Source organism: Paraburkholderia atlantica (genome assembly GCF_009362785.1).
Lineage (GTDB): Bacteria > Pseudomonadota > Gammaproteobacteria > Burkholderiales > Burkholderiaceae > Paraburkholderia > Paraburkholderia atlantica.
Map to the genome: position 1 here is coordinate 114,951 of NZ_WHNQ01000014.1, position 23,389 is coordinate 138,339.

The window sequence follows — 23,389 nt, forward strand, 5'->3', positions numbered from 1 at the left end:
ATCAGTCCTTCAGTCGACGCGCGGCAAGCGCGCGCAGCGTCCGGTAGCACAGGCCCGCGATGATCAGCGCGGCGAGCACGCCGCCGAACAACAGCAGCAGCGGATGCGATGACAGCGCCCAGCGCAGATACTCCTGCGGCGACAAATGGCCGACATAGTATGCGGAGCCGTTCGACGTGACGGTGACGTCGCGGCCATGGATCACGGCCATCGCGCCTTGAATCTTCGGCAGCACGTCGGCGTCGAGCAGCGCGGCGGACAAGTCCGCATCCGACGGGCCGGCCGCGCTGATCAGCGCAACCGCGCTGCGGCCGCTCTGGAGCGGCGACTCGAAGCCGGTCAGCAGCGCCGCGCCGTTTGAGCTGACCATCGTCAGATCGGCGCGCGCGGGCGTGCGCTCGACGCCGCGCTCGCCGTGCCACCAGTCCCGCAGCTTGAACACGAGGTCGGTGAGCTGGAACGTGTGCGCGTCGCCGTTGCTGGAGAACGGCATCGACTTCGACCAGCGCTGCAACAGCGGCTGCTTGCCGGGCGCGCCGAACACCAGCAGGTCCTTGTCCGCGAAGTGGTCGACGTCGGCCGCGTGGGTGACGGTCACGCCGGCGACCGGAAAGCCGGTCGATTCGCCCATCCGGCCCATCGTCAGCAGATACAGGCCATAGTCGCTCGCGTCCGGGTCGTCCGGCAGCACGACGGCGGTCTCCGAGAGATCCGCCATCCGTGTGAACGGGAAGCCGCTGTTGGCGAACGCGGCCAGGTCGGGCAGCGCCATGTAGTGCGGGAACGACGACAGGTCGATCGTCGAGTTCGGATCGATCGCGCCGACCACGTTCTGCAGCAGGCGGCCCGCGCATTCGCCGGTGTTCGGGATGTCGTAGTAGAAGTGCAGGCGCAGTTGGGTGCGCGGCGTCATCAGCAGCGGCGGGATGCGGATGTTGCGGCGCGCGTCGGCGGTGCCGTCCGGCATGATCAGGCTGAAGTAGCGGCTCAGCTCGAACACCGACGTCGAGCGTGCCGGAATCGGCAGCGCCTGCACGAAGCCGTTGTTCACGCTGATGTTCAGCGACGAGCGGTCGCGCTTGGGTCGCACCGTGTAGCGGTAGCGCAGAGCGATCGGCGCGCCGCGCGTGTGCCACATGAACAGATCGGGCGCCACACGCATGTTGATGCGCACCGCGTCGGCGTCGTAGCCGAACACGGTCAGGTCTTTCGGATCGGCGAGTTCGCCGAAGCGCACCGCGCGGTCGGTCGCAAGCCAGTTCGGCGCGTCGTACGGCACGCGCGGCGTGATCTCGTTCAGTGCCGTGATCGTCGCGCTCGCGCCGGACAGCGTGCTATGGCCGATGCCGAGCGACTTCGCGGCGGTCTTCAGCTCGGCCTCGTCGCGGCCGAGCACGAGCAGCAGCTTGCCGCGCGCGTTCGCATCGCGCTCGATTACCGCGATGGTCGGCCCGGTGATCTCGGGAATCGTCACGCCGGCCGGATGCTGGTCGCTGGTCGCGAACACGACCGCGTTGCCCGACAGTGGCGGGTTGTCGAGCTGGGTCGGAAACAGCGCGCCGCGATAGCCGGCGAGCGAGCCGAACCATGACGCGACGATGCCCGCGGCTTCGAGCGTGCCGTTGCCGGGTTTCTGCGCGAACACGAACGGCAGTTCGAGGCGGCGCACGTCGCGGCGGTCGAAGAACGGCTGCGGCAGCGCGGCCAGTTCCGCCTTCGTCGCGAGCGACGAGTAGGTCAGGTCGAGCGAGCTCGCGTTGCTGATCGTCGCCCACAGCGACGAGTTCGCGGGGTCTTCGCAGGCGGTCGTGTAATGGCCGATCAGTTGCAGGTTCAGGTGGTTGAAGTCGGTGATGAAGCGCGGATCGATCGTGATGTCGCGCGCGACCAGCATGCCGGCCTGCTCGTGCGGCAGCGGCAGCGTCGCGGCGACCTCGCCGTTGATCAGCACCTTCAGTTGCGACAGGTTCGCCAGCAGCGCGGGCGAGTAGCTGTAGATCAGATGCAGCGTCGCGCCGGTCACGACCTCGTCGCCGCGCACCGAGAACGCGATGCCGTTCTGGCCGTCGACGCCGCGCAGTTGCAGCGGGTCGAGCGCGCCGAAGTCGGCGAACGTCAGCGTCTGACGGCGGCCTCCCGGCACCAGCGTGCCGGGCTCGGCGGTGGTCGGCGTGCGCATGCCGAGCGCCTTCACCGACGATGCCGCGAGCGCGGGCGTCGGCGTGGCGAGCTGGTCCTGGGCGATCGCGTTCGGATCGAACGGCACCGCCGCGCTCGGCGCGGGCACGTTGCCGACACCGGTCGCGACTTGCGGGGTTTCCGCCGCGCCGGCGGTTGCGGCGGCGGCCGGGGCCGGTTTGGCCGCGGTGGTGGCTGCCGGAGCAGCAGCCGGTGCAGCCGCTTCAGCGAGCGGCACGAACGACGCCAGCGCGGTCTGCAGCGCAAGCCAGCAGGCGGCGCCGCGCATGATTCGCCGCGAGCGCTGCGAGCCGTGGCGGGCTAACACGCGCGATTGGGGTCCAGTGCTGTTGCGCCCGTTAGCCGGGTGTTCGATGTTGTCCTTAGGCATCCGGTAGCCCATAGATCAGTCTTTCGTTTTTAGCTTCTTGACGTCCGCGGGACGGCTTTTGATCGAACTGCGCAAGTCGTCGTATAGATGCTCGAACAGCCCCGCGATGCCACGCACGCCGACCTTCAGCACATGCGACAGGCCGCGCAGCGGCGTGTCCGTCTCGCGTCCCTCGGCCCAGCCGGTCCACGCGTCCGCGCGGGCGAAGGTGGTCTTCACGAACTCGTACTCCTGTTCAGGCGACAGCGACGAAAAGCGCAGGCCCACGCGGCCCGGCTCGGTGAAGCTGACGGTGGCGGGGAATGCGTACTCTTCGTCGCCGCGGAACAGCGACACGGTCACGGGCTCCTGCATCGGCACTTCGATCATGCTGGGCAGCGCGACACCAACGCCGCCTTCCGAGTAGTCGATCGTTTCGCAGGCGAGCGTGCGGCCGGTCGAGAACTTCAGCATCACCGGCATCTTCATCGCGACGCGGGGCACCGCGCGGATCTGGCGACGCTCGCTCGCGGCGGCCACGCTCGCGCCGAGGATCAGCATGTTGTAGCTGGTCCACGCGAGATTGAGCACCGTGGTCTCGACGATGCTGCGCACGTGCCAGTTCAGATAGATGTGCACGAGGCCCGCGAGGAAGCCGAGCAGGTTCAGCAGCAGCAGGAACAGATACGGCCGCGAGATCGACCAGTCGAAGTAGCTTTTCTCGATCACGCCGCCCTTGGCCGTCACGTTGAACTTGCCGAGCTTCGGATTGATCAGCGCGAGCAGCGTCGGTGCGGTGATGTACGACGCGAGCACCGACTCGTACACCTCGGCCCAGAACGAATGGCGGAACATCCGCTGCATCCGCGAGTTCGTGATGCTCGCGTGCATCATGTGCGGCAGCGCGTAGATCGCGATCGTGCTGGCCGCCGCTTCGATCACATGCGCGCCGAAGAACAGATACGACAGCGGCGCGGTCAGGAACACGAGACGCGGCACGCCGTAGAAGAAGTGCATCATCGCGTTCAGATAGCACAGGCGCTGGCCGATCTTCAGCCCCTTGCCGGCGAGCGGATTGTCGATGCGGAAGATCTGCGTCATGCCGCGCGCCCAGCGGATGCGCTGACCGATGTGGCCCGACAGGCTTTCGGTCGCGAGGCCGGCGGCCTGCGGAATCGCCAGATACGCGGTGGTGTAGCCGAGGCGGTGCAGCTTCAGCGCGGTGTGCGCGTCCTCGGTCACGGTTTCCACCGCGATGCCGCCGATCTCTTCGACCATGTTCCGGCGCAACAGCGCGCACGAGCCGCAGAAGAACGTCGCGTTCCACAGGTCGTTGCCGTCCTGCACGAGGCCGTAGAACAACTCGCCCTCGTTCGGCACCTTGCGGAAGGTGCCGAGGTTGCGCTCGAACGGGTCGGGCGAGAAGAAGTGGTGCGGTGTTTGCAGCATCGACAGCAGCTTGTCGCGCAGGAACCAGCCGAGGCCGATCTGCAGGAACGAGCGGGTCGGGATGTGATCGCAGTCGAAGATCGCGAGATACTCGCCGCTCGTGATCTTCATCGCCTCGTTGATGTTGCCGGCCTTCGCGTGACGGTTGTTCGTGCGGATCGTCCAGTTCACGCCGACCTCTTCACAGAACGCCTTGAACTCGGGGCGGCGGCCGTCGTCGAGCACGTGGATCGACATCTTGTCGCCCGGGTAGTCGAGCGCGAGCGCCGCGTAGACGGTCGGCTTCACGACCGCGAGCGGCTCGTTGTAGGTTGGGATGAACACGTCGACGGTCGGCCACTCGTCGCGATTGGCGGGCAGCGGCATCGGCTTGCGCTTGAGCGGCCACGCGGTCTGGAAGTAGCCGAGCATCAGCACGAGCGTCGCGTAAACCTCGGCGGAGACGAGCAGCAAACCCCAGGCGGCGTCGAGCGGCCGCTCCCAGCCGGTCGTTTCGGTCAGACGCCAGTACATGTAGCGGCCCGACGCGACGATCGACAGCATGATCATCACCATCGTCGCGTAGCGGCCGGGCAGACGGCGAAACATCAGCGCGAGCACGAAGCACAGCGTCGCGAAGGTCAGCTGCTGATAGAACTCGAGCGGCACCGTGAACACGAAGTACAGCATGTACAGCGCGAGCAGCGTGACGAGCCCGGTGACGATGCGGCTGTTCCAGAAGTTCGCTTCGATGAAGCGTTCGAACCGCGAAGGCTCGCCGCCCTCGGGTTCGCGGGAGGAGGCCGGGCCGCTCATGCGACGTTCCTCGGCTGAGCGGCGATCGCGTCGAGCGCCGCCATGAGCCACGCGCCGCACGCGCGCAAATCGGCGGCGGCCTGGCTCAGTGGATCGTAGTGGATCAGCGTCGTGTCGCAGGCGAGCGCTTCGCTGACGCCTTCGTCGAGATGAATCACGCCGGGGAACACCTTGCCGGCGAGCATCTGGCGCAACACCTTCAGCACGTCCTTGGTCAGCTGGCGCGACTGGTCGATCTGGTTGACCACGTAGCCGACACCGCCGAAGTCCCCGCGCGGCGCCGCGTAGGTTTCGATCAGCCGCTCCATGTGCGGGATCGCCGCGTACGACGCGGCGTCGGCGAGCACGATGTTCAGCGCGAAGGTGGCCGCGCTCAGCGCGGTCCGCACGTAGACCGACGAGCCGGGCGGCGTGTCGATGATGACGATGTCGGACGCATCGAGCCGCAGGCTCTGCAGCGACTGCGCGAGCCATTGCGGATGCTGGTCGATATGCGCCTCGAGGCGGCGGCGGTCGTCTTCTAGCAGCGCGCCATAGGGCAGCACGGTCACGCCGTCGATGCCGTCGAACATCACCGTTTGCCACGGGTTGCCGGAGAGCGTTGCGCGCGACACGCCGTCGATGCTGTCGAGCGGCACGCCGAAATGCAGCCGCAGGGCGTTCTGCGGATCGAGATCGAGCGCGATCACGCGCCGGCCGCTGTTGGCTAGCACGGAGGCGAGATTGGCGGCGAGGGTGGTCTTGCCGACCCCGCCCTTGGCGGACACCACGGCAATGACTTTCATGACCGACGCGGACCGTTGGTGAGCCACGAGGGGAAGCCGCCGCGCGCGGGGCCGCTGGGTGGCTGCGCGCCTTGCACGGGCGTGCCGCGCAGACGGTCGAACACCGCGTTCAGCGACGTGGGCTGTGGCGCGGGCGCGGCAGCTTGCGGCGGCGCTGACGGGGTCTGCGCGGCAAACATCTTGCCGAGGATCGACGGTGGCTGGGCCGGCTGCGCGGGCGGGGCGGGGTAGCTGGGTTGCCCGGCCTGTAGCGGTTGCATCGACGCTGCCGGTGCAGCGCTGACGCCGGATGCGACCCATGCGGGCGCGGTCGGTGGAACCGAAGCTTGCGTCGCTGCCAGAGGCGATGCGGAGATCGGCGGGATCGGCGGGATCAGCGTGGGCGCGGCAGCAGCCGGGGCAGCCGGCAAACCCGGCGCGGCAGCGATGCCCGATGACGCGACGCCCGCCGCCGTGCGCGCGGCCGCCTCGTCGGCTTCAGCGGTACTGAAGCGCGACCCGCCACTGGGCGCCGCTGGCTGCGCGGGAGTCACCGGCACCGGTGGAATGTCACGCCGGTGAGGGCGCGTGAACAGCGGCGCCTTCGCGCGCGTCACCGATGCCATGTCTTTCGGTGTCGTGTCGTCGTGGGCGGCGGCGGCCCGTGGCGCCACGCTCGCCGGCGGCTGCTGTTTCGTGTCTCGAAGCTGGCCGATTGCTGGAATGGCCGGCTGCGTCAGATCGAGCGTGACGAGCAGCGGCCAACGAGTGCGCGCGCTGCGCGCATCGTTTTCGCGACCGATCTCCTGGTACGCGTTGGCGTCGCCGCCGAATTGCTCGAACAGTTTTTCGATGTCGCTCGATGAACTCATGATGCCGTCGTCCGGTACATACCGTGCATTGCCCCGAGACGATTCCTCGGGCGCTGTTTATTGGAACTGCCTTCCCTGCTTCCACGCGTCGGCTGTATCGACGTCGCACATTTCTTGCATTACTACCGCTGTCCTGAATTGGTATGTCGTTCGCATACCGAGCCGCTGATGCTCAGGCCGGATGACGGCCGAGTCGGAATTCGAGCGAGCTGTCCTCGCCGAATGCGCTCGTCTGCACGACCGACAAACCCTGCGCGCCCAACGCGCTCAACCACGTTTGATAAGCGCCTTCGAGAAACGCCGGCGTCCAGGCGAGCGCCGATTCACCGAAGGCCGGCAGCGGCGCGCAATAGTGAATGATGCGCAGCGACTCCGCCTCGTCGGCGAGTGCGACGTAACCCCAATCCATCTGATGCCAGTAAGCGTTCAACACCTGCTCGAGCTCGGCCGTCGATGCGCAGGCGGGCAGCGGATGCGCGAGCGCAAAACGGTTGCCGACGCGATGCATCAGCTGACGCAATTCGTCGCGTCCGATCTGCGCTTCGAACTCGCTCGCCAGTGCGCTTAGCATGCCGCGCCATTGCGGCGAGATTTGGCGTTCAAGCAGATAGTCGAGGATTGGGGCCATGTTTTCCGGAAGTGGTCGCTACCCGTTGCGCATTCGCAAACGTTTGCTCAATTGGGCAGCGCAGTCGTTCGGCAATCGCGCGCCGCGCCATTTACGTCATTTGTACCGGCATGTCTGGCGCGTCCGGCACACATCGTGAGAAGTCTACTTAAGACACTGGCTTTTAGCCACTTTCCATTACTCAGCTTAGACGTTTATTGATGCGCATTCGAGACACATGAATTACGTAATTTTTGCTGCTTCAAACAAAATTGAAACGTTTGCCTTCCGCTTCATGCAAAAAGGCTTGCGCAACAATAGGCGGATTAGCCGACAATTCCGGCATGCTTTGAGCTTTGCGCTTTAAATCATGCATTCGGCGGGTGGTGAATCGCGCGAATTGAATTGCGGAATTGCCTGAAACCGTAATGAAAGTTATCGTCGCATGCCGGCATTGGCCGAGTAGCGACCTTCGATTCAAAACAATTCGCAATGCTCAATCCACTCACTATTCTGCTGGTCACGATTCTGGCGGACGCAATCGCGATGGCCGTGCTGCTGTCGCTAAGGCCCGCGGAGATTCCGGGTGTCGGCTACTGGATCGCCGCCAACGCGATCGTGGTCGTCGCGCTTCTGGGTACCGCGTTACAGGGACATGCATCGCCCTGGCTGACGCTGGTCGTGGCCAACGTGCTATTCGCGCTCGCGCTGCTGCTCCTGTTCGAAGGCTGCCTGCGTTTCCTCGGCCGCCGCCCACGGCCGTGGCCCGCATATGTGGGGCTGCTATTCGTATTGGCTGGCATGATCTACTGGACCTTCGTTGCGCCGAACTTCAATGCGCGCGTCGCGCTGGTCTCCGCCTATCACGCGACCGTCTATGCAGCGCTCGGTCTGCTGATGCTGACCGGACGCCCGGCCAACCGGCCGCGCTACAGCTTCTACTTTCTCGCGACCGCGGCGCTGCTGCTGTGCCTCGGCCACACGACACGCGGCGTCATGTACGGCTTCCATCTGCTCGAGCAGGCGAGCCTGATGCAGGTGTCGATGCCCAACATCGTGTTTCTCGCGCTCGGCATTCTCGCGCCGCCGTTCCTGTCGATCGGCGTCGTGATGCTCGCGCACGACCGGCTCGCCGAGCGCCTCGAGCGGCTCGCGAACGTCGACGATCTGACCGGCGCGCTGTCACGTCGCGCGTTCATCGAAATCGGCGGCGCGCTGCTGAACGCATCGCTGCGCACGGGCTCGCCGGTCGCCATCGCGATCGTCGACATCGATTCGTTCAAGGCCGTCAACGATACGCACGGCCACGCGGCCGGCGACCAGGTGCTCGCGCACTTCGCGGCATTCGTCGCGCGCGAGCTGCGCATCGGCGACGTATTCGGGCGCCCGGGCGGCGAGGAGTTCGGCGTGCTATGCCCGGCGACTTCGGCTGCCGAGGCGGTCGTGCTGCTCGAGCGGCTGCGGGCGCGCCTCGCCGCCACCGTGCCGGACGAAAGGCCGCGCGGGTTGCGCTATACGTTCAGCGTCGGCGTCGATCAGCAGCGGCGCGGCGAATCGCTCGCGCAGTTGATGGCGCGCGCCGACCGTGCGTTGTACGCGGCGAAAGCGGCGGGGCGCGATCGGGTGATGGCGGCGTAATGGAGCGCGCCGCAATTTGTACGTCGTCTTACGTTAGCCATAAATGTTTATCGAACGTTTGCCGATAACCATTGGCGGAGTGACCGGAAACCCATCCTGATCAGCCCTCTATGTCTGCCATCCCGACGCAGCACCTGTCCCAGCCGAGCCTGCGTGAGCGCTTTCACCGGCGCTCGCTCGACCATCAGCGGCCGCTTTCCCTCGTGACGATGGGCTTCACCGTGGTTGCGTTCCTGTGCATGGTGGTGGTGCGCGAACTGATCCGCGCTCCGTCCTCGCCGCTCGGCTACCGGCTGCTGTGCGCGCTCGTGCTTGCGCTGCTGGTGCTGGCGATCCCGCGCGCGAAGTCGACGACGCTGTTCGGCGCGATCGGCGTCGCGTACGAGCTGGTGCTGATCGGCGGGCTCGTGCTGAATGCGAGCGGCCTCACGCATCCGTTGGCGTGGCTATTGCCCGCGTTCGTCGTGATACCAATCTGCGCGGCGCCCCTATGGCTCACGCCCGCCCATTTCGCGACCGGCAGCGCGCTGTTCTACGCGGCGGCCATCGCGCTGCTGCGCGGCAAAGCCCATGCGCCCGAGGTCGACGCTGCTGTGTGGACGTGGGTCATCGCGATCGGCGCGCCGATGGCGGTGGTGTTCCATTTCGGCTTCTACCGTTTCCGGCGCAATCACTTTCTGCTCGAAAGCCAGCTTGCGCAGCTCGCCGCAACCGATCCGCTGACCGGCCTGCAAAACCGCCGCTCGTTCGTCAAGCACGCGGAGGGACGCCTCGAAACGCTGGCGCCGGGCGCGCGGATCAGTGCGATCTTTCTGGACATCGACAGCTTCAAGTCGCTCAACGATCGCTTCGGCCATGCGGTCGGCGATCATGCGCTGTTCCAGGTCGCGCAGGTGCTGAAGGACGCGGTCGCGCTTTACCACAGCGTGAGCCGCATCGGCGGCGAGGAGTTCGCGTTGCTGATCGACGATGATCTCACCGGCGCGCTGCAACTCGCCGAGCGGCTGCGCCTCGACATCGCCGCGATCGAACGGCCGGACGGCCATCTGACCGCGAGCTTTGGCGTAGCCGAGCACCGGCGCGGCGAAAGCTTCATGGTGCTGCTCGATCGCGCGGACGAAGCGTTGCTGCGCGCGAAGCAGACGGGCCGCAACCGTGTCTGCGCGGAGCGCGCGCTGCCGTTCGACGCGCTGCAGCCGCCGTTCGACGATGTGCTTGCGCCGCGTTACCGCTGGGAAGACTTCTATCTGATCTCGCACTTCCAGCCGCTCTACAGCCTGTCGCATCAGAAGCAGGTCGGCTTCGAGGCGCTGCTGCGCGGCGAGCACGACGACGGCACGCTGGTGCCGCCGGTCGTGATGTTCGCGCCGAAGCCGTCGAGCGACGAAGGCGCGCTCGACCGCGCGAGCCACGCGGTGCATCTCGGCAACGCGCGCCGCGCGCTGCCCGGCGATGCGTGGCTGTTCCTGAACATCCTGCCGGCCACCTTCGTCGCCGACGGCTATGCCGACCAGTTGACGAAAATCGTGCGCGCCGCGGGGCTCGAACCCGAGCGCGTGATTCTGGAGATTCTCGAATCGCATGGCGGCAGCGTCGACGAGATGTCGCGCGCGGCGGCCCGCTATCGGCAGCACGGCTTCCTGATCGCAGTCGACGACTTCGGCGCGGGCCAGTCGAATCTCGACCGGCTGCTGCGCATCCGGCCGGACATCGTGAAGCTCGACGGCGAGCTGATTCGCGCGACTACGCACGGCACGCAGCAGCCGATCCTGCCGAAGCTGGTGTCGCTGCTGCATCAGGCGGGGATGCTGGTGGTCGTCGAAGGCGTCGAGACGGCCGACGAGCTGATTCTCGCGGTCGAGTCGAATGTCGATTTCGCGCAGGGCTTTCTGCTCGGCCGGCCGGCTGTCGAGATCGCGCCGCCCGAGTCGGTGCACCGCCAGATCGACGATGCATTCGACGTGATCGCGCAGGGCCGGGCGCATCAGTATGCGTTGTTCGAATCCGAGATGGAGCCGTACCGGCTGGAACTGCGGCGCGCGGCCGACGCGTTGCGCGCCGGCGTCACGATGGACGATGCATTCGCGCTGCTCGCGACCTTCAGGCGTTGCATCAGCTGCTTCCTTCTCGACGATACCGGTCGCCAGATCGGTCACGAGGTGCGCGGGCCCGCATGGAGCGAGGACGCCGCGTCGCTGCAGCCGGTCGCGAATCCGCGCGATGCGCGCTGGGATCATCGGCCGTACTTCCGCAATGCGGTGCTGCTGCCCGGCGAGGCGATTACCAGCAATCCTTATCTGTCGCTCGCGAGCGGGCGGCCGTGCATCGCCGTGACGTTGGCCGCGCAATTGGCGAGCGGGCGCTGTGTAATGGGCGTCGAGCTGGATTGGTCGGCGCGAGACTTGCCGTGGCCGGCGGGGGAGTAGCGGGAAGGTGAAGGCCGCGAGCGCGGGTGGGTGCGGCGGCTCGCGGCTTTTGCCGCAGCTTTTGCGTCAATACCCGCCTTTGACCTGCGGTGCCATCGCCGCCGTGCTCTTGTACGACGCGGCGAGGTCCGCGGCCGCGCGGCTCAGCAAACCGGTATCCGTGCCGACCGCGACGAAGCCCGCGCCCGCCGCCAGATATTCGGCCGCCAGCGCGGGATCAGGGGCGAGCACGCCCGCCGCCTTGCCAGCGCCGCGCACGGTATCGATGCCGCGGCGAATCGCATCGCGCACGCGCGCGTCGCCCGGTTTGCCGAGCAATCCCATCGACGCGCTCAGATCCGACGGCCCGAAAAACACGCCATCGACACCATCCACACGCGCGATCTCCGCGAGATTGTCGAGGCTCTGCACGGTCTCCGCCTGCACGATCACGCACAGTTCGTCGGCGGCGGTGTTCAGATAGTCGGGCACCCGATTCCAGCGCGACGCACGCGCGAGCGCGCTGCCGACGCCGCGAATCCCTTGCGGCGGATAACGCGTGGCCGCGACCGCGTCGAGCGCCTGCGCGGCCGTGTCGATCATCGGCAGCAGCAGCGTTTGCGCGCCGATGTCGAGCAACTGCTTGATCAGCGCGGCGTCGCTCCTCACCGGTCGCACGACCGGATGCGACGGATACGCGGCGACCGCCTGTAATTGCGACAGCGTGCTGCGTACGTCGTTCGGCGCGTGCTCGTTGTCGATCAGCAGCCAGTCGAAACCGGCGGTGGCGAGCAGTTCGGTCACATAGGCGTCGGCGAGCGCGGCCCACAAGCCGAACTGCGGCCGGCCGTCGGCGAGCGCGCGTTTGAAGGGGTTGGTCGGCAAGGACATGTCGTCGCTCTCAGATGAAATTCAAACCGATGCCGCCGAGCGGGCCATAGTCGACGTGGAACGTGTCGCCCGCCCGGGCCGGAATCGGGCTCGTGAATGAGCCGCTCAGGATTACGTCGCCCGCGTTCAATGATTCGTCGTACGGGGCAATCTTGTTGGCGAGCCACGCGACGCCGGTGGCCGGATGGTTGAGCACCGCCGCCGCGAGCCCGCTTTCCTCGACCGCGCCGTTCTTGTACAGCAGCGCGCCGACCCAGCGCAGGTCGACGTCGAGCGGACGCACGGGCCTGCCGCCGAGCACGACGCCCGCGTTCGCGGCGAAGTCGGAGATCGTGTCGTAGACCTTGCGCGGCGCGCGCGTTTCGCGATCGAACTGCTCGATGCGCGCGTCGATGATTTCGATGGCCGGTGTCACATAGGCGGTCGCGTCGAGCACATCGAACAGCGTGACGCCTGGGCCTTTCAACGGCTTGTTCAGTACGAACGCGAGTTCCACTTCGACGCGCGGTGCGATGAAACGATCCACGCGAATGTCTTGGCCGCTGTCGATGAACATGCTGTCGAGCAGCGGCGCGTAGTCGGGTTCGTCGATCTGCGACGAGCGCTGCATCGCGCGCGACGTCAGGCCGATCTTCCTGCCCTTGATCACGTGGCCTTCGGCGAGTTTAAGCTTGACCCACTCGCGTTGAATCGCGTAGCCGTCCTGTACCGTCATCTGAGGATGCTGCGCGGAAAAATGGCGCAGTTGGGTACGGGTCTTTTCCGCGTGATCGAGTTGCGCGGCGAGCTCGCGAATGATGTGTTCATCTAGCATGATGTGTCAGCCCTTGAGCCGCGCGTGCAGATTGTTGTGCTTCCAGGTGCCCGCTTCGCTGAACTCGTTGATTTCGAGCGACAACGCGAGCCCCTGTCGTTCGAACTCAGTGGCGAAGCACTGTTTGATCAGCGCGAACAGCGCGTCGCCGGTCGCCTGTTTGACGGCCTCCGAGCGACCCGCGCCGATCTTCAGGTTCGCGTGCAGGAACGCGGCGTCGGGGCGCCCATCGGCGATGCAGTACTGTTCGCAGCGCAGCGCACGCACGCGAATTCCGCCGAGCGGATAGACGCGCTCGCCGTTATCGCGCTGCGTGTCGAGGCACTGCGCGAGGTCTTTGCAGAGTGCGCCGAGCCGTTGAGCATCTGCGAGATTGGCGCTGTATTCGAGTGTCAAGTGAGGCATGGCGATTTCCTCGCGAGTGTCAGACGGGTAGCGGCGTGACCGGGAAGATCGCGTTGATCTGGCCGGTGCCAGAACTGCCGAAATAAGGCGTGATGACTTCGACCTTGCCATCGTAACGATCCCAGCCGAGCGCGCCGAGCAGCATCGCGGTATCGTGCATGCCGCCTTCGCCCCAGCATTTCTCGTTGTAGAGCGGCAGCATGTCGCAGAAGGTCTTCCAGTCGCCGGCTTCCCACATGCGCACCACGCTGCGATCCATCTGCTCGAGGAACGGGCTCCAGACTTTGTGCAAGAACTGATCGGCGGTGCCGTTGTTCGCGAAGTGATGCGACAGCGAGCCGCTCGCGAGAATGGCCACGGTACCGTCGTAGCGTTCTTCGATGGCCTTGCGCACCGCGAGGCCGAAGCGCGCGCTGGTCGGGAGGTCGTGCCACATGCACCAGCCCGCCACCGACACCGTCTTGAAGTGCTGATCGCCGTTCATATAGCGCATCGGCACCAGCGTGCCGTATTCGAGTTCGAGCGTGGTCTCGCTGTGCGCGCGGCTTTTCACGCCCATTTCGTTGGCGACTTCCGCGATCAACTCACCGAGCCCGACATTGCCCGGGTACGCGTACGGCATGTTTTTGATGAAATGCGGCAGTTCGTTGCTCGTGTACACGCCTTCGAACTTCGGCGCGCAATTGATGTGGTATTCGCTATTCACGAGCCAGTGCACGTCGAACACGACGATCGTATCGACGCCGAGTTCGCGACAACGTCGGCCGATTTCGTGGTGCCCGTCGATCGCGGCTTGACGGCAACCCTTGTGCGGACCGTCGAGCTCGGATAAATATAACGACGGCACGTGTGTGACCTTTGCTGCCAGCGCGAGTTTGCCCATCGCGGTCTCCCAGGTGTTTTCGATGTCGCGGTTAGACGCCCCAGCGCGGAATATGATGCGAGCCGAGCGACACGCAGACGTTCTTCGGTTCGAGGAATACTTCATAGCTCCACGTCCCGCCTTCGCGGCCCACGCCCGACGCTTTCGTGCCGCCAAACGGCTGACGCAGATCACGCACGTTCTGGCTGTTTACGAAGCACATGCCGGCTTCGACAGCTGCGGCCACGCGCAGCGCACGGCCCGTGTTCTCGGTCCAGATATAGCTCGACAGACCATACGAAATATCGTTGGCGACACGGATCGCCTCGGCTTCGTCGTCGAACGGAATCAGGCACGCGACCGGTCCGAAAATCTCTTCCTGCGCGATGCGCATGCGGTTGTCGACGTCGACGAACACGGTCGGCGCGACGAAATTGCCGTGGCGCAGGGCGTCGGGCAACTCGGGCGTGTCGAGGCCGCCGCACGCGAGCGTCGCGCCTTCCTTCGGGCCGAGCTCGATATAGCTGCGTACTTTCGCGAGATGCCCCTGGCTGATCATCGGGCCGACGATCGTGCTGTCCGCTAGCGGATCGCCGACCGTCAGACGCTTCGCGCGCTCGATGAAGCGCTCGGCGAACCGCGCGTAAATGGAGCGCTGCACCAGAATGCGCGAGCCCGCGGTGCAGCGCTCGCCATTGTTCGAGAAGATCATGAACACCGCGGCATCGAGCGCGCGTTCGAAGTCGGCGTCGTCGAAGATCACGAACGGCGACTTGCCTCCCAGCTCCATCGAGAACTTCTTCAGGCCCGCGGTTTGCACGATGCGATTGCCGGTCGCGGTCGACCCGGTGAACGACACCGCATGCACATCACGATGCGCAACGAGCGGCTCGCCCGCTTCTTTGCCGTAGCCGTGCAGGACGTTCAGCACGCCCGCCGGAATGCCCGCTTCGAGCGCGAGCTTGCCGAGCATCGACGCGGTCAGCGGCGACAGCTCGCTCATCTTCAGCACAGCGGTGTTGCCGAACGCGAGGCAGGGCGCGACCTTCCAGGTGGCCGTCATGAAAGGCACGTTCCACGGCGAGATCAGCGCGCACACCCCGACCGGATGAAACAGCGTGTAGTTCAGATGCGAGTCGGTCGGGTACGTGTGGCCGTCGACGCGCGTGCACATCTCGGCGAAATAGCTGAAGTTGTCGGCCGCGCGCGGCACCAGTTGCTTGCGCGTCTGCGAGATCGTCTGGCCGGTGTCCTTCGTTTCGGTCTCCGAGAGTTCCGGCACGTGCTTCGTGATCAGCTCGCCGAGCTTGCGGATCAGCTTCGCGCGCTCCGCGGCGGGCTTCGCGGCCCAGGCGGGGAAGGCGCCTTTGGCCGCTTGCACGGCCGCATCGACTTCCTTCGCGCCGCCGCGCGCGACTTCGGCGAGCACTTCCTGCGTGGCTGGATTGACGGTTTCGAAGTAGTCACTCGAAGTGCACATCTCGCCGTTGATCAGATGGTCGATCGGCATTGCCTTGTCCTTTTGCTGTTCGCTGGGTGTTTGCTGTCCATCAGGCGCGGCCGAAGTCCGCGTCCGATGCGATCGTGTTGACGAGACGGCCGAGGCCGTCGATCTCGCAGACGACTTCATCGCCCGCGTTGACGCTGACGATGCCTTCGGGCGTGCCGGTCAGCATCACGTCGCCGGGTGCGAGGGTCATGAAGCCGCTCAGGTATTCGATCAGCGCGGGGATGTCGGTGACGAGATCGCGCGTATTGCCGCATTGCTGACGCGTGCCGTTGACGAACGTGCGCAGCTCGAGCTGCGTGACGTCGCCGATGTCGGCGGCGTCGACGAACCAGGGGCCGAGCACCGTGCCGCCGTCGCGATTCTTCACGCGCAGATTCGGGCGATAGTAGTTTTCGAGGTAGTCGCGAATCGCGTAGTCGTTCGCGATCATGTAGCCGGCCACGTGCTGCATCGCGTCTTCGCGCGCGACGTTTTGCGCGGTTCGCCCGATCACGACCGCGAGCTCGCACTCATAGTGCATGAACGTGACGTCGGCGGGGCGGCGCGTGACGCCGCGATGGCCGAGTACCGTGCCCGGTCCCTTCAGAAATACCAGCGGTTCTTCCTGCTTGCTGAACTGCAGTTCCTTCGCGTGCTCCGCGTAGTTCAGGCCGAGCGCGAAGATGGTGCCGACTTCGATCGGCGCGAGCCAGACCACTTCGTCCTCGCGACACACGCGGCCGTCAGCGAGACGGACACCCTGCTCGTGCGGATACGCTTCGTGAATCGCTCCCGCATAGGCGATGCGGCCGCGCATCATGATTGTTCTCCGTTGGGTTGATCGACGCCCACGAACGATATGGTCAAGGGCGGCAGCGTGCCGACCGACAGCGTGGCCGTATCGCCGACATGCGCGACCGGCGAGCCGTGCCGCACGCCGAGCGTCAGCACGTCGCCAGCGTTCAGCGTCATGAAGTCGGTGACGTCGGCGAGCAATTGCGCGACGTTGCGCACGGACGATGCGGTGCTCGCGATAAACGGTTCGGCACCGTTCAGCGAGATGGCGATGTCGAGCCGATCCGGCGCGGCGACATGGCGCGCGGCCACGAGCGCGGGTCCGATCACGCAGAAGCCGTCGCGTGCCCGCAGCCGTACGTTCGGGCGATACACGTTGGTATGCGGCACGCTCAGATCGCCGACCAGCGTATAGCCAGCGATATAGTCCGCCGCGCGCTCGACACCGACCCGCGTCGCGGTGCGGCCGAGCACGATGCCGAGCGACGCGCCGACCTCGACGCCGAGCGTGTTATCCGGCACGACCACGCGCGCCCGATGTCCGGCCAGCGTATTGCGCGGCTTCAGATACAGAATCGGTGCTTTCGGCGGAGCCTTGTAGGGTGCCGCATGCACTGCGTCGCCAAGCGCGTTCAAGGCGGCGCGATCGTTAAGCAGGACTCCGTACACGGCGCCGCTGACCGGCGCGCGACATGCGACGCCGCGCGCGAGCAACGCGGCCGCGGTGTGCGCGTCGACGTCGCGAGGCAGCGCGTCGCCTTCGGGATGCAGTAGATGATCGGCAAGGGCAAACATATATGTGCAGCCTCGTGGCGAAAGTTCGGCGAAAACACTAAGATGTTAGTAGTATCCTGCTTGATATGATTGACGGTCAATAGGCTGTCAGTTGATCGCGGGTTTTCCCGTAAGCTTCGACGGCTTTTCTTTCTGATTTCTTACCGACATGCCTGCTGCGTCCACTCGAGTTTTGCACCGCAACCTGCCGATGCTGTTATTACGCGCTCGCGAAAAGATGATGGAGCGCTTTCGTCCGTTGATCACCGCGCACGGACTCACCGAGCAGCAATGGCGAGTGATTCGCGCGCTCAACGAGCACGGCCCGATGGAGCCGCGCCAGATCTCCGATATCTGCACAATTTCGAGCCCGAGCATGGCCGGCGTGCTCGCGCGCATGGAGAGCATGGAGCTCGTGACGAAAGAACGTTTCGCGGAGGATCAACGGCGCGTACTCGTGTCGCTGACCGATACGAGCATCGAACTGGTGCGTGTGATTTCGAAAGATCTCGAGGCGCACTATCGCGAGCTCGAGCGCAAGGTGGGACCGGAGATCGTGGAGCGCGTGTATCGCGCGGTTGACGATCTGCTGGCGGGGTTGTCGGAAGAGGAGGGGTGACGCGGTGGCTTACCAGCCGTAAAACCTTTGCCACTCGACGCTGCTGCCGTCCGGCGCGACCGCGTGATACTCGGGAAACTGTGCGCCGGTCGCGCACGCGTGGTTCGGCAGAATGCGCAGTTTCATACCGATCGGAAAGCGCTGCGCGATGTCGGCGCTCTGTGCATCGGCTTGCGGGTCGGCCTGAGCCGCCGCAAGAATTCCGTGCTCCTGGTTGGCGCCGCTCACGACATAGCCCGGCAGCAACGTGCCATTGAGCAAACACGGCTGCCCGTAACCGAAATCGTGCGACTGCCGCGAGGTGCCGCGATCGCGGCTCAACGCCATCCAGCCCGCATCGAGAATCGCCCAGCCTTTGTCTTCCTGATGACCGATCACGGTCGCGAGTACGCTGAGCGCGATGTCGTCGAGCGTGCAAACGCCCACGTTGTGCATGACCAGATCGAACAGCACGTAGACGCCGGCCCGCACCTCGGTGACGCCTTCGAGATTCCGCGCGGCGAGCGCGGTCGGCGTCGAACCGACACTGACGGCCGGACACGCAATGCCCGCTTCGCGCAGCCGCTCGGCGGCGCGCACGCAGCCCGCGCGTTCCTGCTCCGCGAGCGCGGCGAGCGCTTCGGGCGTATTCAACTCGTAGCTCGAACCCGCATGGGTCATCACGCCGCCGACCTTCACACCGTTCTCGTGCAGAATCCGCCCGACGTCGAGCAGTGTCTGCTGTTCAGCCTGGATACCCGAGCGATGGCCGTCCGTATCGACCTCGATCCAGACCTCGAACGTTTCGCCGTGCTGGTCGCCGAACGCGGCAAGCGCCGCGGCTGCGGTCGGATTGTCGACCACCAGCTTCAGATCGCAGCCCTGGCGACGCAGCGCGAGTGCGCGCGGCAGCTTCGACGGAACCATGCTGACGGCGTACAGGATGTCGTCGACGCCGGCCGCGAAGAACGCTTCCGCTTCCTTCAGCGTCGATACCGTGATGCCGCGCGCGCCGGCGGCGATCTGCGCGCGGACGACGTCGATGCACTTGGTGGTCTTCACGTGCGGCCGGAACGCGACGCCGAGCTCATTCATCCGCCCTTGCATCCGCGCGATGTTCTTCTGCATCCGCGCGACGTCGATCAATGCGGCCGGGGTTTCGATCTGTTCGAGTTTCATGCTTGCACCTGAGGAACGAGGTGAGGTTGGAGGTTCAGTGCCGATGATCGCGGCCAAAGCTTGCGAGCCACGGCACGAGCCCGTCGAGCGATGCCGCTTCGACCTCGGGCGCCTGCGCGCCCGCGACGAGCGGCAGGCCGACGTGGTTGTGCCAGTAGGTCCGCAGACCGACGGCCGCGGTGCCGAACATGTCATAGCTCGACCCGGCGACGAACGCGGCGCGCCGCGGTTCGACGCCGAGCTTATCTAGCGCGAGGCCGTACGGGTGCGGGTCCGGCTTGTAGACGCCGGCTTCCTCGGCGGTCACGATCGCGTCCCAGCGCACGGGCAACAGCGCGGCCGCCTGCAAGCCGAGCCGCGTCGAGCAGTTGGTGACGACCGCGAGTTTGCAGTGCGGCGCGAGCGCGCGCAATGCGTCGATCGCGCCGGGCCACGGCGTCAGGTTCAGCCAGTCCGCTTCGAGCGCGTTCGCGGCCGCTTCGGACAAACCGACCTGCGTGGCAGCCTCCCGCACCAGTTGTTCGTAGGGAACGTAGCGGCCGCAGCCGTACGTCAGACGCAGATAGGCGGCACGCCATGCGCGGCCCGCTTCGCCGGAGCCTGCCGCGCGGTTCCACGAGGTCCACGAGTCGAGCAGGGCGGTGAGCAGGTCGAACAGGACCGCGTCGGGGTAGGCGGGGGTGTCGGCGGGGTAGGCGGCGGCAGTCATGATTGCATGGGCCGGCTGGTGAGGATGAGTTGATTATAGGTTTCTGATCGTACGTAGGCGTTCAGGCGGGTTGACTCTCAGATTCAGGCAAACTGAATCATCGCCGCCACGGCGGCAGTGGCCTGAAGCTGCTTTGCAAATACTGCATGAAATGGCGCGTGCGCGCCGGCAGCCCCGTGCGCTGATGCGTGAGCGCGATCACATTCGCATCAGGCGCTTTCCAGCCCGGCAGCAGACGCACGAGTTTGCCCTTCGCAAGGTCGTCTGCGACGTCCCATTCGGAGCGCACAATCACGCCGCGTCCCTCGCAGGCCCATTGTCGGATCACGTCACCGTCGTTGCAGCTCAGATGCGCGGACACGCGCACGCTGCGACGCGTGCGGCCCTTGCTGAACTGCCACAGCGACACGTCCTCGTTGTTTTCGCGCAGCACGATGCACGGTAGCCGGCTCAGTGCTTCCGGCGATTCGGGTTGGCCGATGCGCTTGACGAGCGTGGGCGCCGCGCAGACGAAGCGCGCGTTCGGCGCGATCGTATAGCCGATCAGGTTCGACAGCGGCAACTCGCCGATATGCACGACGATATCGAAGCGATCTAGTGTTTCGGTCAACGGCCGGTCGGACAGCGTCAGCGCGACGTCGATATCGGGATTCTGCTGCTGGAACTCGCTGATCAGCGGCGCCAGATGGCGTCGTCCGAAACCGAGCGGCGCATTGATCTTCAGCGTGCCGACGAGGCCGCCGCGGCGCGTTTGCAGATCGTCGAACAACGCGTCGAATTGCTCGATCAGCTCGGCGCCGCGCTCGCACAGCAGCAGGCCTTCGTCGGTGAATTGCAGGCGGCGCGCGCTGCGGTTCACGAGCTGCGCGCCGAGCTTCTTTTCGAGCTGCTGCAGGCGCTGCGTGACCGCCGACGGCGACAGCGCGAGCCGCCGCGCTGCGGCGATCAGGCTGCCGCTAGCGCGCAGGGTGAGCAGGAAGCGGATATCGGCCGAATCGTTCATGAGGGCGAGGTGGGTGCATTGGCGGGAGCCTGGAAACTCGCAGCATAATGCGTCCCGATCGCTCACAGGGTAAAGTGGCGCTTCCGGTCTATCGATTCAATCATTGGAAGAGAAGTCCCATGTCGTTGCCTCATGAGTCGTCCGCGAACGACGCAGCGCCCAACGCTCCGCTGAAACAGGCGGTTTTTCTGCACACGGGCTGGCGCAGCGCGGGCACGTGGGTGTGGTCGCGGCTACGCGAACTCGAAGGCGCGGCCGGTTTTTACGAGCCGCTCAGCAACGTGCTCGCCGATCTCAAACTGGCCGACGTGCCCGCCTCGCGGCCCACCTTGACATCGGGGCATCCGCCGCTCGCCGCGCCATACTTCGATGAGTACCGGCCGTTTTTGCGCGAAGACGCGCGCGGCGTCGCGGGTTACGACCGGCGTTTCAGCATCGATCGATTTACGCGCGAGCCCGATGCGACATTCCCGTCACTGCAGGCCTATCTGCAAGCGCTGAGCGCACACACGATCGAGCAGGGCCGTGTGCCGGTGTTCAAGTTTTGCCGCACGGGCGGTCGTCTACCGTGGCTGAAGCGCGCGTTTGCCGAGGCGCTGCACGTGGGCGTGCTGCGCAATCCCGCGTCGCAGTTCGCGTCGGGTTGGCTGCTGCGGCAGCAATGGAGCAATGCATTCTTCGTCGCCGCGCCGTTTCGCGTGCTCGGTCTGAACCAGATCGATCCGCTGGTGCGTGAGGCGGTGGGCGTGTGCGGCGTGCGCCTGCCGCCCCTGCCGCCGATGCCCGATGACGCATATGCGGTCGCCTGCGAGCAATTCGCGCGCACGGTGGACAGCGACAACGCGTATCGCGCGTTCATTGCGTTGTGGATTCTCTGCGCGCTGCGCATGGGCGAGGGTGTCGATTTGCTGATCGATATGGAGCGGCTCGGCGAATCGCGCGACTACGCGGCCGGTCTGAGCGCCGCATTCGACGCTCACTGCGGCTTGTCACCCGACTTCACGGGCGCGCGCGATCTGGTCGTTGAAACGCGGCGCAGCGCGGCGCGCATGACGGGCATCGACGGCGGCGCGTTGCGCGCCGTGCACTCGGCCGCGCTGAAATTCCTGAAGGCGCAGGCGGGTATCGACCCGGCCTTCGCCGAGGTGGTCCGCCAGAAAATGGTGCTGGCCAACGAATTGACCGAAACGTGGCGCTAGCCCGCCGCGGACACCGCCGCGCGCAGCCCGAGCAGATAGCTGTCCACACCGAAGCCGCAAATCTGCCCTTTGACGATCTCCGCGAACACCGACTGATGCCTGAACGCTTCGCGCGCGTGAATGTTCGACATGTGGATCTCGACCACCGGCACGGTCAGGATCGCGAGTGCATCGCGAATGCCGTAGCTGTAGTGCGTCCATGCGCCGGCATTGATCAGCACGCCGTCGGCGTTGTCGGTGAACGCCTGGTGAATGCGCTCGCACATCGCCGCTTCGCTATTGGTCTGAAAGCTGTCGACCCGCACACCGAGCTCGTCGCCGAGCGCGCGCAGCCGTGCGTCGATTTCTTCGAGTGTAATCGTGCCGTATTGCGCGGGATCGCGCTTGCCGAACATGTTGTGGTTGATGCCGTGCAGCATCACGAATGTTTTCATATAGCCATCCTGTTTGATCAACTGAGTAATATCGACGCGACTTCAATTTGTTTTAGTGGACCGCCGGCGCGACAGCGCGGGTCGTGTCGACGACCGCGCCGGTCCTCGCCGCTTCCACAATCGCCTCGGTAATACGCAAATTCTGCAAGCCGTCCTGTGCGCTGACGAGCGGCGGCTCTTTGCCGTGAATTACCCGCACGAAATGCTCGAGCTGCAGCTTCAGCGGATCGTCGCGCGTCATGTCGGCGACGCTGACGTCGAACGGCTTCCACCACGAGCGGTCCGTGGCTTTGGCGTAGGTTTTCAGACGCATCGTCGGGACCGCGAGCGAGCCGAAGGTGCCCGCGATCACGTAGCAGTCTTCGTCCGGATACGTCGGATAGGCCTTGTTCTCTTGCGACGTCTGCTCCCAGCTGCGCGCGCTCGCGGCGGTATCGGACAGCATGAAGCTGCCGAGCGCGCCGTTCGCGAAACGCAGGTTGATCGCGACGGTATCCTCGACCGGAAAGCCGCGCGTCGCATGCGACGAGAAAGCCTGCACGGCGACGATGTCGCCGCACAGCATGCGCAGGTTGTGCACCTCGTGAATCATGTTCAGCAGGATCGGACCGCCGCCGGGCTGGCGCCGCCAGTCGGCGTCGGCGAAGTACTCGTCGGGTTTGAAGAACACCGCGCTGCCCATCACTGCGACGAGCTTGCCGAGCCGTCCCTCGTCGATCAGCTGCCGCGCGCGCGCCATGATCGGACTGTGCGCGCGATGATGACCGATCAGCAGCGGCACGCCGCTGCGCTGCGCGTCGGCGGCGAGCGTTTCCGCTTCGTCGACGCTCGGCGCGATCGGCTTTTCGAGCAGCGTCGGCACGCGCGCCGCGAGACAACGCGACGCGTGTTCGACGTGCAGCTGGTTCGGCGTCGCGAGAATCACGCCGTCCGGGCAATCGCGGTCGAGCAGTTCGTCGAGCGTGCGGAACAGCGGCACGCCCGCCTCGGCCGCGAGCGCGGCGGCCGCGGGCGACGGATCGACGATCGCCGACAGCGTGCACGCGTCGCTTTGCTGCGCGACCGCCATATGAGCGCGGCCGATGTAGCCCGCGCCGGCGACGGCGATCCGGATGCTGGTCATGAGCGGGTTCCCTGAAAGTACTGACTAAAACGCGCT

General features: G+C 65.7%; 21 protein-coding genes. 4 read left to right on the forward strand and 17 right to left on the reverse strand.

Going from position 1 to position 23,389, the window contains the following annotated elements; all coding sequences use genetic code 11:
* Position 1: 1 nt before the first annotated feature.
* The 5 genes from bcsB to bcsD all read right to left on the reverse strand — a co-directional run bounded on the left by bcsB (position 2) and on the right by bcsD (position 7,056).
* The gene (bcsB, locus tag GCT19_RS20775; protein WP_152852990.1) at positions 2-2,581 is read right to left on the reverse strand and encodes a cellulose biosynthesis cyclic di-GMP-binding regulatory protein BcsB; all 2,580 of its coding nucleotides are present in this window, start codon (positions 2,579-2,581) and stop codon (positions 2-4) included.
* Between the two features lie 3 nt (positions 2,582-2,584).
* Complete coding sequence (gene bcsA, locus GCT19_RS20780) at positions 2,585-4,792, reverse strand: UDP-forming cellulose synthase catalytic subunit (protein WP_018433517.1); 2,208 nt, start codon at positions 4,790-4,792, stop codon at positions 2,585-2,587.
* A complete protein-coding gene (gene bcsQ, locus GCT19_RS20785; RefSeq protein WP_018433516.1) occupies positions 4,789-5,577 on the reverse strand; it encodes a cellulose biosynthesis protein BcsQ in 789 nt (262 codons plus the stop codon). Before bcsQ ends, bcsA begins: the two co-directional genes overlap by 4 nt.
* A complete protein-coding gene (gene bcsP, locus GCT19_RS20790; protein WP_152852991.1) occupies positions 5,574-6,428 on the reverse strand; it encodes a cellulose biosynthesis protein BcsP in 855 nt (284 codons plus the stop codon). The genes bcsQ and bcsP overlap by 4 nt, the downstream gene beginning before the upstream one ends.
* A 172-nt stretch (positions 6,429-6,600) precedes the next feature.
* Positions 6,601-7,056, reverse strand: a complete 456-nt coding sequence (gene bcsD, locus GCT19_RS20795; RefSeq protein WP_013091396.1) for a cellulose biosynthesis protein BcsD — start codon at positions 7,054-7,056, stop codon at positions 6,601-6,603.
* Between the two features lie 471 nt (positions 7,057-7,527).
* On the opposite strand from bcsD, the gene GCT19_RS20800 reads away from it, so the two are divergent.
* Complete coding sequence (locus GCT19_RS20800; protein WP_152852992.1) at positions 7,528-8,673, forward strand: GGDEF domain-containing protein; 1,146 nt, start codon at positions 7,528-7,530, stop codon at positions 8,671-8,673.
* 110 nt (positions 8,674-8,783) lie between these two features.
* Positions 8,784-11,099, forward strand: a complete 2,316-nt coding sequence (locus GCT19_RS20805) for a bifunctional diguanylate cyclase/phosphodiesterase (protein WP_152852993.1) — start codon at positions 8,784-8,786, stop codon at positions 11,097-11,099.
* A gap of 66 nt (positions 11,100-11,165) precedes the next feature.
* Here the strand turns inward: GCT19_RS20805 and hpaI are convergent, their stop codons facing one another.
* From hpaI to GCT19_RS20840, 7 genes are read right to left on the reverse strand one after another with little or no spacing between them, the layout of a single operon-like run.
* The gene (gene hpaI / locus GCT19_RS20810) at positions 11,166-11,969 is read right to left on the reverse strand and encodes a 4-hydroxy-2-oxoheptanedioate aldolase (RefSeq protein ID WP_152852994.1); all 804 of its coding nucleotides are present in this window, start codon (positions 11,967-11,969) and stop codon (positions 11,166-11,168) included.
* 10 nt (positions 11,970-11,979) lie between these two features.
* Positions 11,980-12,783, reverse strand: coding sequence for a 2-oxo-hept-4-ene-1,7-dioate hydratase (gene hpaH / locus GCT19_RS20815; RefSeq protein WP_152852995.1), 804 nt, complete (start codon positions 12,781-12,783; stop codon positions 11,980-11,982).
* A 6-nt stretch (positions 12,784-12,789) separates the two neighbouring features.
* Complete coding sequence (locus tag GCT19_RS20820; RefSeq protein WP_152852996.1) at positions 12,790-13,188, reverse strand: 5-carboxymethyl-2-hydroxymuconate Delta-isomerase; 399 nt, start codon at positions 13,186-13,188, stop codon at positions 12,790-12,792.
* Positions 13,189-13,207: 19 nt separating this feature from the next.
* Complete coding sequence (gene hpaD, locus GCT19_RS20825) at positions 13,208-14,071, reverse strand: 3,4-dihydroxyphenylacetate 2,3-dioxygenase (RefSeq protein WP_152852997.1); 864 nt, start codon at positions 14,069-14,071, stop codon at positions 13,208-13,210.
* Positions 14,072-14,102: 31 nt separating this feature from the next.
* The gene (gene hpaE, locus GCT19_RS20830) at positions 14,103-15,560 is read right to left on the reverse strand and encodes a 5-carboxymethyl-2-hydroxymuconate semialdehyde dehydrogenase (protein WP_018433509.1); all 1,458 of its coding nucleotides are present in this window, start codon (positions 15,558-15,560) and stop codon (positions 14,103-14,105) included.
* Positions 15,561-15,600: 40 nt separating this feature from the next.
* Positions 15,601-16,359: a fumarylacetoacetate hydrolase family protein gene (locus GCT19_RS20835; RefSeq protein WP_152852998.1), complete on the reverse strand. Its 759-nt coding sequence runs from the start codon at positions 16,357-16,359 to the stop codon at positions 15,601-15,603.
* Positions 16,356-17,129: a fumarylacetoacetate hydrolase family protein gene (locus GCT19_RS20840; RefSeq protein ID WP_018433507.1), complete on the reverse strand. Its 774-nt coding sequence runs from the start codon at positions 17,127-17,129 to the stop codon at positions 16,356-16,358. The genes GCT19_RS20835 and GCT19_RS20840 overlap by 4 nt, the downstream gene beginning before the upstream one ends.
* 190 nt (positions 17,130-17,319) lie before the next feature.
* On the opposite strand from GCT19_RS20840, the gene hpaR reads away from it, so the two are divergent.
* A complete protein-coding gene (gene hpaR / locus GCT19_RS20845; RefSeq protein ID WP_035490605.1) occupies positions 17,320-17,727 on the forward strand; it encodes a homoprotocatechuate degradation operon regulator HpaR in 408 nt (135 codons plus the stop codon).
* A gap of 9 nt (positions 17,728-17,736) precedes the next feature.
* Here hpaR and GCT19_RS20850 read toward each other — a convergent pair whose 3' ends face one another.
* The 3 genes from GCT19_RS20850 to GCT19_RS20860 form a co-directional block, all read right to left on the reverse strand.
* The gene (locus GCT19_RS20850) at positions 17,737-18,885 is read right to left on the reverse strand and encodes a DSD1 family PLP-dependent enzyme (RefSeq protein ID WP_152852999.1); all 1,149 of its coding nucleotides are present in this window, start codon (positions 18,883-18,885) and stop codon (positions 17,737-17,739) included.
* Between the two features lie 34 nt (positions 18,886-18,919).
* Positions 18,920-19,594, reverse strand: coding sequence for an HAD-IA family hydrolase (locus GCT19_RS20855; protein WP_152853000.1), 675 nt, complete (start codon positions 19,592-19,594; stop codon positions 18,920-18,922).
* 97 nt (positions 19,595-19,691) lie between these two features.
* Positions 19,692-20,597, reverse strand: coding sequence for a LysR substrate-binding domain-containing protein (locus GCT19_RS20860; protein ID WP_152853001.1), 906 nt, complete (start codon positions 20,595-20,597; stop codon positions 19,692-19,694).
* Between the two features lie 119 nt (positions 20,598-20,716).
* On the opposite strand from GCT19_RS20860, the gene GCT19_RS20865 reads away from it, so the two are divergent.
* A complete protein-coding gene (locus GCT19_RS20865) occupies positions 20,717-21,796 on the forward strand; it encodes a hypothetical protein (protein ID WP_018433502.1) in 1,080 nt (359 codons plus the stop codon).
* Here the strand turns inward: GCT19_RS20865 and aroQ are convergent.
* Entirely contained in the window at positions 21,793-22,230 is a 438-nt protein-coding gene (gene aroQ / locus GCT19_RS20870) for a type II 3-dehydroquinate dehydratase (RefSeq protein WP_013091411.1), read from the reverse strand. The two genes, GCT19_RS20865 and aroQ, sit on opposite strands and share 4 nt — an antisense overlap.
* A 52-nt stretch (positions 22,231-22,282) precedes the next feature.
* Positions 22,283-23,353, reverse strand: coding sequence for a Gfo/Idh/MocA family protein (locus GCT19_RS20875; protein WP_018433500.1), 1,071 nt, complete (start codon positions 23,351-23,353; stop codon positions 22,283-22,285).
* Between the last annotated feature and the right edge of the window lie 36 nt (positions 23,354-23,389).